Source organism: Flavobacterium sp. SP2 (assembly GCF_057626655.1).
Map to the genome: position 1 here is coordinate 174578 of NZ_JBVHBT010000004.1, position 12925 is coordinate 187502.

Below are 12925 nucleotides of genomic sequence, written 5' to 3' on the forward strand. Positions count from 1 at the left end.
AGCGAGATTGCTTCGTGCCTCGCAAAAACAAAAAAGCCCTCTATCTCGTCGGGAAAACTAGTATAGAGGACTGGACAAACAAAACTAATGTTTCATTTAACTCAACCAAAATTATGAATAAAAAACGTAATGGGAAAGAAAGGTGGTTTATTCTGCTTTTCTGCCTTTATATTCAAGTTGCTTTTTCTTATGGAAGCGACATTGGAAGAAAGAAGAAAGAAGAAAAATGCAAGACTTTTTACACTTTGAATATTGAATGCGATTCCTCCTTCGTCGGAATGACAAAAGACGGAAAGACTCTGAATCAAGTTCAGAGTAAAATTACTGGAATAGTTCGCGATGCCAGCGGTGTATTGACTGGTGTTACCGTTTCTATTAAAGGTAAGCCAATTAACACTATAACAGATGCCAATGGTCAGTTTACTATAGGTGCTGCTGAAGGCGATGTGCTTGTTTTCAGTTTTATAGGATATACTTCAATATCAATGACAATAACAATTGCAAACTTCAATGGGAATGCATTGAATATAACCATGAAAGAAGATGCGACTACTTTGAAGGAAGTGGTTGTGAATGCTGGGTACTATACTGTAAAAGATAAAGAACGTACTGGAAGTATTTCTAAGATTACTTCTAAAGATATAGAAAAACAACCAGTAACTAATGTGCTTTCGGCTATGCAAGGACGTATGGCTGGTGTGGATATTGTGCAGGATAGTGGAAGTCCTGGTGGTGCTTTTAGTATTAAAATTAGAGGTACTAATAGTTTGCGTGCTGATGGAAATCAACCACTTTATATTATTGATGGTGTTCCGTATTCGTCTGAAACTATTGGTTCTATTGCTACTTCTGGAACGGCACCGAGTTTGACTAGTCCGTTGAATTCAATTAATCCATCGGATATTGAGAGTATTGAAGTGCTAAAAGATGCTGATGCTACGGCGATTTATGGTTCGCGTGGTGCTAATGGTGTGGTCTTGATTACTACCAAAAAAGGAAAGGCAGGAAAAACCACCTTTACTGTGAATGGTTCTACGAGTGTTGGAAGTGTTACCCGAACACCTAAACTGATGAATACGCAACAGTATTTAGCGATGCGCCAACAGGCATTTGCTAATGATGGTATTAGTGTTTATCCCGATTTTGCTTATGATGTGAATGGTACTTGGGATGCGAACCGCTATACTGATTGGCAAAAGGAATTTATTGGTGGTACTGCCGAGGTTAATAATTTGCAAGCTTCGGTTTCTGGCGGAAGTGCCAAAACACAGTATTTATTGAGTGGGAATTATAGAACGGAAACGACTGTTTTCCCTAGTGATTTTAAGTATAATAAAGGTGCTGCGCATTTCAACATGAACCATACTTCGGACGATGATAAATTTAAGTTGGTGTTTTCGGCTAATTATACCGCACAAAAGAATAATCAACCTGCTACGGATTTGACTGCGGTATCGAGAACTTTGTCACCTAATGCACCTGCGCTTTATGATGCGGATGGTAATTTGAATTGGGAGAATAGCACATGGGATAATCCGTTGGCTAGTTTGCTATCGGAGTTTGATTCGAGGATTAAAGATTTGAACGCTAATACGGTTTTGTCTTATCAAATTTTAAAGAATTTACAAGCGAAATCGAGTTTTGGTTATTCGGATTTGAAGAATACGGAAAGCAGAACCCAGCCGCATACGATGTATAATCCGGCTTATGGATTAGGAAGTGAGTTTTCGGGATTGAGTGTTAGTCAGACTGATAGAAGTACTTGGATTGTTGAACCTCAATTGAATTGGAATACCACTCTTGGAAAAGGAAAAGTAGAAGCTTTGGTTGGAAGTACTTTTCAGCAACAGAAAACCAATCGATTGTTTATGAATGGATTTGGATTTTCGAGTAATAGTTTGATTCACGATTTGGCTTCGGCATCGATTAAAACTATTGACTTGAGTGATGAAACGATTTATAAGTATCAAGCCTTTTTTGCCCGAATCAACTATAATTGGAATGAACGTTATCTACTAAATATTACCGGTCGCCGTGATGGTTCGAGTCGCTTTGGAACTGGCAAGCAGTTTGCGACTTTTGGCGCTGTTGGTGCGGCTTGGATTTTCTCGAATGAAAACTTTTTAAAAGATAATTCAGTGTTGAGTTTTGGAAAATTACGCACGAGTTATGGAACGACTGGTAATGATCAGATTGGCGATTATCAGTTTTTGGACACTTATGCTTCATCAGGCAATACCTATCAAGGATTGATTGGATTGCAACCGATACGGTTGTTTAATCCCGAGTTTGGATGGGAAACGAATAAGAAATTTGAAGTGGCGTTGGAAACTGGCTTTTTGAAAGATAGACTGTTTTTAACTACTGCGTATTATTTTAATCGTTCGTCTAATCAGTTGGTTGGTATTCCGTTGCCCGGAACGACTGGGTTTGGTTCGCTGAATGCCAATCTTGATGCTACAGTGCAAAATAGTGGACTTGAGTTTACACTGCGAACTGTAAACATTCAACGTACCAATTTTGAGTGGACAACTAATTTTAATATTTCTGTTAGTAGAAATAAATTGGTTTCTTATCCCGGATTGGAAAGTTCTACGAATGCTAATCGCTACATAGTTGGTCAGCCGATTAACATCATAAAAGTTTATAATTACACAGGCATGAACCCAACTACTGGTGTTTATGAGTTTGAAGATGTGAATGGTGATGGTGTGATTACTTCGATAGGAGATAGAACAGAAATTGTTGATTTAAGTCCCGATTTCTTTGGTGGCTTGCAGAACAATTTTAAGTATAAAAATCTACAATTGGATTTTCTGTTTCAGTTTGTGAAGCAGGAATCGTTTGGACCAACACCTGGTGTTCCGGGAACTCCAGTTAATCAGTTGGCAAGTGTGAGCAATTCTGATGGGCAACAGCCTTTTACAAGTGGCGTTAATGGAGATATTATTAATGCGTATTATCGTTATGCATTGAGTACAGGCAATATTGAAGATGCTTCGTATGTGCGCTTGAAAAACATATCATTGACGTATGATTTGCCTTTAGAAAAGAGAACAGGTGTTCGATGTCAATTGTATTTACAAGGTCAGAACTTATTGACTTTTACCAATTATTCTAACGGAGATCCCGAATTTAAGTTCAGTAATTTTTTACCACCGTTGAAAGTGTATTCGGCAGGTGTGAAACTGACTTTATAATCTTAATTTATATGACTATGAAAAATTTTAAAATAACAGTACTTAGTTTATTTGTGTTACTTAGTTTGATGGGTTGTGATAGCTTTGTGGATGTTGAGACACCCAATTCGCAACTTACAGGTTTGACTCTTTTTGAAGATAGAACTACAGCGAATGCTGCACTGATTGATATTTATTCCAAACTTAGAGATACAGGATTACTGAATGGTTTGACTACTGGTTCTGCCGTTGGTATGGGATTGTATGCTGATGAATTGACTTATTACGGAACTACGGATGATAACATTTCGTTTATTTTTAATAATACGTTGCTACCGACAACATCCATTGTATCTCAGTTGTGGAATGAAAGTTACCAGCAAATTTATTGTGCCAATGCAGTGATTTATGGTTGCCAAAATTCCACTGGCCTTTCGACTTCGGATAAAAATCAGTTTATTGGCGAGGCACTATTTGTTAGGGCTTTGGTGCATTCTTATTTGACGAATTTGTATGGCGATGTGCCGTATATTACTACTACGGATTATGAGGTAAACCGCTTGGCGACTAGAATGCCAACATCGGAAGTTTATAACAATATTATTGCCGATTTGCAACAAGCGATTGCATTATTACCCGAAGCTTATTTTGCACCTGAGCGCGTTCGACCTAATCGTTCGACAGCATCGGCATTGTTAGCACGCGTGTATTTGTATAATGGGAATTGGGCAGAAGCTTCCAATGCTGCTTCGGCTGTTTTGAATAATGCGGAGTATGTTTGGGAAACGGATATTGATAAAATATTTTTGAAAGATTGTACGGCTACGATTTGGCAGTTTTCTCCGAAGTTGTCGGGCAATAATGCTGATGAAGGTTCTGTTTTTGTATTTCAGACAGGACCACCGCCGTTTGTTGGATTGCGTGCCGAATTGTATAGTTCGTTTGCGAATGATGACCTTAGAAAAAGTCATTGGATTGCCACTGTAACAGATGGTTCTAACACTTGGTATCATGCTAATAAATACAAACAAAATACGAATACTGGAACTTCTGTGGAGTATTCGATTGTGTTTCGATTGGCGGAGCAATATTTAATTAGAGCCGAAGCGCGAGCACGACAAGGCGAATTGAGTAATGCCAAACAAGACTTGGATATGGTTCGAAGTTTGGCAGGATTACCGAATACAACAGCTAACACTGAAGCTGAAATTATTGAAGCTGTTCAACAAGAGCGACGTTATGAATTGTTCACGGAATATGGACATCGCTTTTTTGATTTGAAGCGAAATGGTGCTTTGAATACTGTTTTGCCGATTGTGAAACTGGGTTGGAATAGTACCGATGTTCATTGGCCAATTCCCGAAACGGAATTATTGGCTAATCCGAACTTAACTCAAAATCCCGGTTATTAATGAGAGCCCCTTTTTTTCCAACATTTTATGGTGTGATCGCCATAATTTTAGTTGGGTTAGTTCCCTGTCCTGTAATGGGACAGGTGCTAACTAAGAAGCATGTGACCGAAGCCGATTATGGTTTGTGGCATCGAATGATACAAGAGCAATTGTCTGACAATGGTAATTGGGTTAGTTATCGGTTTTTGTACTCGAATTCGATTGATACGACGTTTGTGGTTCAGACGAAAACGATGAAAAAGTTTATTTTCCCCAATGCAGTTTCTGGACAGTTTGATGGCGAAAAAAGCTTTGCCTTTATCAAAAAGGAAGGATTGGTATTGTTTGATTTGAAGAGCTGTACTGAAAAGTTATTACCAAATGTAAGTCGGTTTGCGTTTTCGGCAGATGGGCTGTATTTGGTTACTTTGGAAAATGCCAGTACGTTAGTCATTAGAAAGAACGAAACAATTGTTGAGCGGATTGAAAATGTAACTACTTATGAGTGGAATAATGATAAGACCAAGTTGGTTTATGCAACTTCTACAACTGGTAATGGTTCTGTTGGCTCTTTGAACTTTAAAAACACTTTCAGTAAGCAAGAAATTTTGAAACCAACAAAACAAACTTTTGAAGTTTTCAAGTGGCAAAATAATGAAAATTCTGTTGCTTTTTATGGCATTGATAAAGGAAATGAAGCAGTGTTTTATTATAATTTTGGGACAAGTCAGTTATTTACGTTGAACTCTTCGGATGCAATTTTTCCGTCGCAACTGAAAATTGCTCCCGACCAAAATATTGAATTGAAAGTTTCTCGTGATGGTAAAAAAGTGTTTTTTGGTGTTTCCTCAGTTGTTGCAAAAGATACCACCCAATATTCTAGTGGTGTTGAAGTTTGGCATACAAAAGATAAGGTGCTTTATAGAGAACGAGCGATGCGCGCAAGTTTGGCTTATCCGCAATTTTTAGCAGTTTGGTTGCCCATAGAAAAAATTGTTCGTCAACTCAATTCGGAGCAACAAAAATGGGTTGTTTTGAACGGTACTCAAGATTATGCTCTTGTGGCTGCTATTGATCAATATGAACCGCAGTATAAATGTTATGCGAGTATGGACTTTTACTTGATGGATATTAGAACCGGTGAAAAAGAATTGGTGTTGAAAGAACAGACAGGATATGATAGTCAGATGGATTTTTCGCCCGATGGTAGGTATATTAGTTATTACAACAATAGTAATTGGTGGCTTTATGATATTGTAAAAAAATCACATATCAATATTACCCATGGTTTAAACGCTAGTTGGGATAACCGAATCAATGATCCTGCTCAGGAGTTGCGCTTATGGGGTCAGACTGATTGGACGAAAGATGGGAAATTTATATTGTGTTATGATTATCATGATATCTGGGCGATTTCTCTTGATGGCAAACAACGCATGCGACTTACTATTGGTAAAGAAAAGAACTTGCGGTTTCGATTTGATACTTCATCAATTTCTAATGTTGAAGAGTTTAATTATTCGAATACCGGAACTTTTATTTATGATTTATCAAAAGAACTTATTCTGACTGCATTTGATTTGTATAGTGGTGCACGCGGTTATTATCAATTGCAACCTAATAAAAAACCACAAGCCCTTATAGTTGAAGATGGAATGGTTACTAAATACACTAAATCAAAAAAAGGTAGTGCTTTTATATGTGTGAAGCAACGTTTTGATTTGCCACCAACACTAGTGTTTCAGAATAATGGTTTGTCAAAAATAATTGCTCAAAGTAATGCACATCAAAAGAAGTATCATTGGGGCAAATCGGAAATGATACATTATGCTGATAGTAAGGGAACACCATTGAATGGAGCTTTGTATTATCCTGCAAATTATGACGGAACTAAAAAAGTTCCTTTGGTTGTTTATATTTATGAGGTAGTTTCTAGTGATGTGCACAAACATGTAAATCCGAGCTATGATAATATCATCGGTTTCAATATCTCCAACTTGACTACCAATGGCTATGCCGTTTTATTGGCTGACATAGCCTATGAAAAAGGAAATACTGGTGTTTCAGCTGCTGATTGTGTAACTGCTGGTGCTACAAAAGTGATACAAATGGGAGTAGCTGATGAAAAAAGAATTGGGTTATTTGGACATTCGTTTGGTGGTTATGAAACTAATTTTATACTTACTCAAACGGATTTATTTGCTACTGCAATAAGTGGCAATGGCATTTCGGATGTTGTAACACATTATTTTAATTATAATAATGATTGGGGTTCTATTGACAGCTGGCGTTATGAGAATCAACAATGGCGAATGGGTTTTCCGTTTTTTGATAATAAGGAAGCTTATTACAGCAATTCACCTATACAAAACGCTGATAAAATTACTACTCCTTTACTTACATGGACTGGAAAGTTGGATCAAAATATAAGACCTGAACAGTCAGAAGCCTTTTACGCCGCATTCAGACGATTGAAAAAAGAAAACGTAATGTTGGCCTATTCTAGTGATGGTCATGTTCTATTTAACCCAAATAACCAGAAGGATTTGACGTTGAAAGTGAAGGATTGGTTTGGTCATTATTTGAAAGATGAACCAAAGAAAGAATGGATGAAAGCGGATTTTGTAACCAATTAAAATAATATGCAGTTTCCTCTTGGAAACTGCATATTTCTTTTACAGCTTATGGTACCGGTTTGTAAAGATTTACACTACAGGCATTTGCGCCATTTTTCAACCACACTCGTCTTGGAATGTCTTCATTAGACATACATGCTTGACTGCCAGTTGTAAGACAATCCACCGAAACTGGATGACAGATTGCAGGCGAAGGATTTTGGATGAATCCTGAGATTAAAACTGTTTTTTTTGATTCTGCAATTTTAGCCTCGTTTGTGCTCACTGCTCCAGCACTTGCCAATGTGAATGCCAATACTGGCAAGATCACTTTTAAAATGGTTTTCATGGTAATAGAATTTTAATTATTTTTTTTGACTTACTCTTTTTTACAGGTTTTCAGTCTCGTTCCTGCTACTGATCAGAATAGATTTTTATGTTGTTATTTGTTGTTGAAATGTTTTTTACTCAACTGGTATTTGTGTAAGCGATGTCCAATTATTGCGTAGAGATAATTATCTATTACAAACATTTCTTGCAACTTGGTTTTATTAATGTTATAGATGTAGATACTTGACAAGTAGGTGTTTTTTTCGATGTTGTACACATCCACAATTGAAGCTTGTTTCCACATTTCTTTGGGTTCATATCGTCCGATTAATTTTGAATTTACAAATAGTAAATTATTAGAAACTGCCGTTAGTTTGTTTACAGTTGGCGGAAGTGATGCTATTTTTCGTTGTCCCGTTTCTTTAATGTGCTCTACTTTGAGCTTGGCTTTGGTTGTTGTGTCTATAGTACTTCCGCGACGGATTAGTTTGAGGTTGGTATCGGCTATGATGAATTGATTTCGGTAGTAATAGGTGTAGATGAATTTTTGCGATTGTTGGTCAAACTGCATCATGCCATCAGTATCAAAAAAGCCGTCTATTTGCTTTTGTAATAGCTGAGGTGCATAGTTTACTTGTAAACTGTCTTTGAAAGTAAACGTTCCTAAAATGTTATAAAGCGTTTTTAATTGTTGTGCCCGAAAGGCTATTTTATCTGGAGCAATTATTTCGGCTTTTGAGAAATAGTAGTTGTTGTCATACATTACAAGTTTTGCTTTCCAATCGGATATATTTCCTTTATAGATCACTGGTACAGTGCCATCCATCAGATAAAAATAAGGAGGTGCAATTCGGACTTGTACTGAAACGAAAGGAAAGTTTTCGCGCTCCAGTTGTATTTTATATTGACGCTTGGTTTTTAAAATGGTATCGTAAGCTAGTATGTGTAATGGTGCTTGACTGTCACCGAAATAAATGGTTTTGCCATCGGTTCCTGCATAGTATTTTGAATTATTTGTTAATTCGGCTTCGGCTGTTTGGGTTGTTGCACCTTGAATAAATCTTCGGATGAATGGGTTTTCGCGGTGCATGGTGTTTTCTGAATAGAAGTATAGAATAACAATTACAGCTGAACCGATAATTGCGATAATTGCCAGTTTTAGAACTGTTTTGGATTTATTCGTTACCATAAATACTGAGGCTATTGCCGCGAGAATTGTAAAAGCGATATTGAAAATTAGGTGTTCTTTCCAGCCCATTTCTTCAAGTATTCCTCCGCAGGAACAAGGCACAAATGAGGAATAATTGAGAATAACAACAATATACGCAGTGAACATTAGCATTAATCCAAATGAGGCTAACAAAGCAATATATCTTGATTTTGGAAAAGCCAGTAGTAAAGCGATGAGGAATTCAATTATTAAAACTGAATAGGAAACAAATCCGGTGTATGCGCTTATAAGTGGTGATTGACCGAGTTGGGCTTGAAAGTTTTGGAATTCTAATAACTTGCTTAATGCGGAGTAAACAAAAAGTATCATTAGTAAAATACTTATTATTTCTACAAGAATTGTTTTAAGATTGGTGACCTTTATTTTCATAGTTTAATAGAATTGGTAGTGTAAAATTCTATAAATGAAAATGTTATCCTATTTCATTTCGGGAATATCGGTTTGCAAAATTGGGAATGACTTTATTGGCTATCGCTTTCTTTTTCTCTTTTTACTTCGCTTGGCGGAAAATTGTACCGTTTTTTAAATGCTTTATAGAAATTTGGATAATCATTAAACCCGCATATCAAAGCAATTTCTTTCAATGGAATTGCTGTTTCCTTGATTAGAAAATGCGCTTTCTTCAATCGCTCGTCATTGTAAAATTGATAGATGCTTGTCTTTACAATATTCCGGAAGCTGTCTTTTAAAGTGAACTCATTAGTGCCAAACATTTTTGAAAGTTCTTTAGTTGTTGGCAAAGGTTCTTCTAAATGATTTTTGATGTAGTCAAGGACTTTATGAATTAATTCGGCATCGGATTGTTTAGTAGTATTTTGATTTGTACAGTAATCATAAGGTTGTTTTTTGAACTCGTATTTCGAAATTATGTTTTGCATTTTTTCCGCTACTTCATTCAGCATGGTTGCCAATTGGTCCAACTCATCGCCACTACCATTTGGCTCCACTCGGAACGCTAGATTTCCTGTTGCCATTTCTAAAAGCATTTTGTATAAGCTTTTAATTCGCTGTTGATTTTGTTGATTATCCATTAAGGTATATGTGTGAATGATTGCCAGAAAGGAAGTTGGGAAATGTTGACAAAACTATACCATCGAATTATATAAATCAAGAAGTATAGTGTTTCATTCGGGAATTAAACACCTTGTTTTGGATGTTTTTTTAATGAAAAAAGCATTGCTGGTAGTGCAATGCTTTTAAAATTTAAGAAGATTTTTTATGAGCTTTTCGCAACCAGTTGAGGTGCTAATTTTTGCTTGAGAATGGCCATATCATCGCTCACTTTTCTGTCAACTACTTTTGCGTAGTGTTGTGTGGTTCTTATGTTAGTGTGACCAAGCATTTTGCTAACGCTTTCAATGGGAACGCCATTTGTAAGTGTTATAGAGGTCGCAAATGAGTGGCGTGCAAGATGGAAAGTTAACTCGGTTTTAATGCCGCAAACATCACCAATTTCCTTGAGATAGCTATTCATCTTTTGATTACTTAAAACTGGTAGAATTGTTTCTTCATTTATACATTTTGGATGTGATGCGTATTTCGCCATAATTTGTTCTGGAATAGGAAGCAAAGGAATTTTGGAACTGGTATCTGTTTTTTGTCTGTTCTTGAAAATCCATTTGTTGCCATCAATACCAATTCCGATATGATCGGAAGTTAATTGTTTTACATCGATGTAAGCAAGACCTGTAAAACAACAGAAAATGAAAATATCTCTAACTTGTATCAATCGCTCACAATGAAACTTCTTATTGTAAATTGTTTCGATCTCGCTCTCAGTCAAAAAATCTCTTTCAACTTCCTTTATTTTTCCTTTATACTTCACAAATGGACTTTCAACAATCCATCTGTTATCCAAGCAGATTTGAATTATCTTTTTGAAATTCTTGATGTATTTTACCGTTGTATTGTTACTGCATTTTCGCACAGTTCTCAAATAAAAATCGTAATCGGTTACAAAAGCTAAATCAATATCTTTGATATTAATATCTGAAATATTGAACTTCCATTTCATGAACTCTTTAGTATGGCTCAGTGAAGTTTTATATCGCTCCAATGTTCCTGGAGAATACTCTTCAGTTTTTACTAAAGCTTCAATTTGATCATTGTGATTTTGAAAGATGGGTACTAGTGTTCGCTGTTTTTCAGTTTTGCCAGTCAATACATTATTAAAAACCTCGGCTGTGATATCTTTATCAACTGCAATTAGTTTCTTTTCAATACTAGAATTTTTTGCAATCAGTGAATCAAGGTGGCTATTTATTGTTCTAGCTTCTTCCGAAGTGCCTTTCATTCTGCCTGCTTCTGTTGACCATTTGGTAGGATCAATGTACTTTCCTGTGCTTTTATCGAGGCGTTTTCCATTGATTGTGGTTCTGTGATAAATTGGAACTAGTCCGTGTACATTGGCTTTTGCTCTTTTTAGATAAAAAAGATTTGTGATTGTTGCTTCCATTTTGGTGACCTTTTAATTAGTAATAATTTAGTTAAAAAGTCAAATAGGTACAAGATGTTCATTTTCTGAACTGGCTGTAAATACTGAGGTTGGCGAACAGATAGGGGCACAATTCTTAGTGATTGCCTTGTGCCCCGAATTGTGCCCCTTTAGTATTGCGAATTAATGAATGTTTTGATATAGGATTAAAACAAAAAACCCCGAAAATCATAAGATTTAAGGGGTTTTGAAGTACTTTAAAAAGTATTTTGCGGAGAAAGAGGGACTACAACTTTCAAAACTGCCAAAAAATAAAAATTCCTATTTATATACAAAAAGTCAATAAAATCAATACTTTACAAAGGTTTTTAAAATAAAAGGTATTGGATAATATTGGATAAATTAGGATAATTTTTGACAAATGTGGACTAAATGTGGACTAGATTTTGTATCTTTATGGAACATAAAAAGGCAAAAATATGGCATCAATTTATCTACTCCTTCAGAGCAAAAAAAGTCCTGCGGTAATTTACATTCGTTTACGTGATGGACGAACACTTGACATCAAAGCAAAAACAAATTATCATATTGACCCAATCAATTGGGATGATGCAGAACAGCGACCAACAAAGAAAGCTTTAAAAGACATTGATATTGCAAACCTGGATACAGATTTGTCAACATTAAAAAACGACCTATTAAAAGAGTACAACCGAAGCAAAGGAGTTAAAGTTGTAGATGCTCAATGGTTAAAAGATTTTGTAAACCCACCGCAGGAACAAGAAAAGCATCCAGATAAATTAGTAGATTATATTGATACATTCATTGAGTTTAAGAAAGCCGATGTAAAAAGCAGCACTATTACAAAGTGCAATGTTATCAAACATTTATTGATGCGTTATCAAGAACACACAAAATCAGTTTTATACATTCGTGATATTGATGCTAAATTCAAAATGGACTTTGAAAAATATTGCATTAGTGTTGGATATGCTCCAAACACCACAGCAAGAAACATTCGTTTTATAAAAACATTTTGTCGCCATGCAAAAGCCAACGGAGTAGAAACACATTATCAGCTTGATAGTATCAAAGCAAAATATCATAAAGTTGAAAATATCTATTTAGATGAAAAGGAAATTGCAGAAATAGAAAAACTAAAAAGCAAGGATCTAACCGATGGTTTAGAAAATGCACGTGATTGGTTATTGATAAGCTGTTATTGTGGTCAAAGGGTTTCTGATTTTTTACGTTTTGATAAATCTATGATTAGATACGAAAAGAATAAAGCAGGAGAATTAAAGCCATTAATCGAGTTTACACAGGTTAAAACAGATAAGATAATGACAATACCGCTTCATTCAAAAATCATTGAAATAATGAAGAAATACGACGGTAATTTCCCAAGAAAAATATCAGACCAGCGTTATAATGAACATATCAAAAAAGTATGTGAGAAAGCAAAAATTAACACTCCTACTCACGGCACATTATTCGACCATGACAAAAAAGAAAAGGTTACAAAAGATTATCCAAAACATTTACTAGTTTCTTCTCATATCGGAAGAAGAAGCTTTGCAACTAATAATTACGGCAAAATTCCAACATCTTTTTTAATGTACATTACAGGGCATACAACAGAAGCAATGTTTTTAACTTACATCGGTAAGAGTAACAAGGATATTGCAATGGAGTTAACAAATTACTTTTAAATTTTAAAGGTTTTTCATACTTTCACATTTTTT

General features: G+C 35.7%; 8 protein-coding genes. 4 read left to right on the top strand and 4 right to left on the bottom strand.

The window, feature by feature from the left end:
- Positions 1 to 113 precede the first annotated feature (113 nt).
- From ACZ098_RS10230 to ACZ098_RS10240, 3 genes are read left to right on the top strand one after another with little or no spacing between them, the layout of a single operon-like run.
- Positions 114 to 3200 carry a SusC/RagA family TonB-linked outer membrane protein gene (locus ACZ098_RS10230; RefSeq protein WP_487311650.1) on the top strand — a complete coding sequence of 1029 codons (3087 nt, stop codon included), beginning with the start codon at positions 114 to 116 and terminating at the stop codon, positions 3198 to 3200.
- Between the two features lie 17 nt (positions 3201 to 3217).
- Positions 3218 to 4591 carry a RagB/SusD family nutrient uptake outer membrane protein gene (locus tag ACZ098_RS10235; RefSeq protein ID WP_487311651.1) on the top strand — a complete coding sequence of 458 codons (1374 nt, stop codon included), beginning with the start codon at positions 3218 to 3220 and terminating at the stop codon, positions 4589 to 4591.
- Complete coding sequence (locus tag ACZ098_RS10240) at positions 4591 to 7206, top strand: S9 family peptidase (protein WP_487311652.1); 2616 nt, start codon at positions 4591 to 4593, stop codon at positions 7204 to 7206. The genes ACZ098_RS10235 and ACZ098_RS10240 overlap by 1 nt, the downstream gene beginning before the upstream one ends.
- A gap of 46 nt (positions 7207 to 7252) precedes the next feature.
- Here the strand turns inward: ACZ098_RS10240 and ACZ098_RS10245 are convergent, their stop codons facing one another.
- The 4 genes from ACZ098_RS10245 to ACZ098_RS10260 all read right to left on the bottom strand — a co-directional run bounded on the left by ACZ098_RS10245 (position 7253) and on the right by ACZ098_RS10260 (position 11201).
- On the bottom strand, positions 7253 to 7534 hold the full coding sequence (locus ACZ098_RS10245) for a DUF6520 family protein (RefSeq protein ID WP_026704840.1): 282 nt from the start codon (positions 7532 to 7534) through the stop codon (positions 7253 to 7255).
- Positions 7535 to 7627: 93 nt separating this feature from the next.
- Positions 7628 to 9115 carry a MauE/DoxX family redox-associated membrane protein gene (locus ACZ098_RS10250; RefSeq protein ID WP_487311653.1) on the bottom strand — a complete coding sequence of 496 codons (1488 nt, stop codon included), beginning with the start codon at positions 9113 to 9115 and terminating at the stop codon, positions 7628 to 7630.
- A gap of 92 nt (positions 9116 to 9207) precedes the next feature.
- Positions 9208 to 9777 carry a helix-turn-helix domain-containing protein gene (locus ACZ098_RS10255; protein WP_487311654.1) on the bottom strand — a complete coding sequence of 190 codons (570 nt, stop codon included), beginning with the start codon at positions 9775 to 9777 and terminating at the stop codon, positions 9208 to 9210.
- 185 nt (positions 9778 to 9962) lie between these two features.
- Complete coding sequence (locus tag ACZ098_RS10260; RefSeq protein WP_487311655.1) at positions 9963 to 11201, bottom strand: site-specific integrase; 1239 nt, start codon at positions 11199 to 11201, stop codon at positions 9963 to 9965.
- Positions 11202 to 11659: 458 nt separating this feature from the next.
- Here ACZ098_RS10260 and ACZ098_RS10265 point away from each other — a divergent pair, with 458 nt between their 5' ends.
- A complete protein-coding gene (locus tag ACZ098_RS10265) occupies positions 11660 to 12892 on the top strand; it encodes a tyrosine-type recombinase/integrase (protein WP_487311656.1) in 1233 nt (410 codons plus the stop codon).
- The last annotated feature ends 33 nt before the right edge of the window (positions 12893 to 12925 follow it).

Coding starts and splice junctions, on each gene's coding strand:
- ACZ098_RS10230 (WP_487311650.1), top strand. CDS start 114: ATGAATAAAAAACGTAATGGGAAAGAAAGGTGGTTTATTCTGCTTTTC.
- ACZ098_RS10235 (WP_487311651.1), top strand. CDS start 3,218: ATGAAAAATTTTAAAATAACAGTACTTAGTTTATTTGTGTTACTTAGT.
- ACZ098_RS10240 (WP_487311652.1), top strand. CDS start 4,591: ATGAGAGCCCCTTTTTTTCCAACATTTTATGGTGTGATCGCCATAATT.
- ACZ098_RS10245 (WP_026704840.1), bottom strand. CDS start 7,534: ATGAAAACCATTTTAAAAGTGATCTTGCCAGTATTGGCATTCACATTG.
- ACZ098_RS10250 (WP_487311653.1), bottom strand. CDS start 9,115: ATGAAAATAAAGGTCACCAATCTTAAAACAATTCTTGTAGAAATAATA.
- ACZ098_RS10255 (WP_487311654.1), bottom strand. CDS start 9,777: ATGGATAATCAACAAAATCAACAGCGAATTAAAAGCTTATACAAAATG.
- ACZ098_RS10260 (WP_487311655.1), bottom strand. CDS start 11,201: ATGGAAGCAACAATCACAAATCTTTTTTATCTAAAAAGAGCAAAAGCC.
- ACZ098_RS10265 (WP_487311656.1), top strand. CDS start 11,660: ATGGCATCAATTTATCTACTCCTTCAGAGCAAAAAAAGTCCTGCGGTA.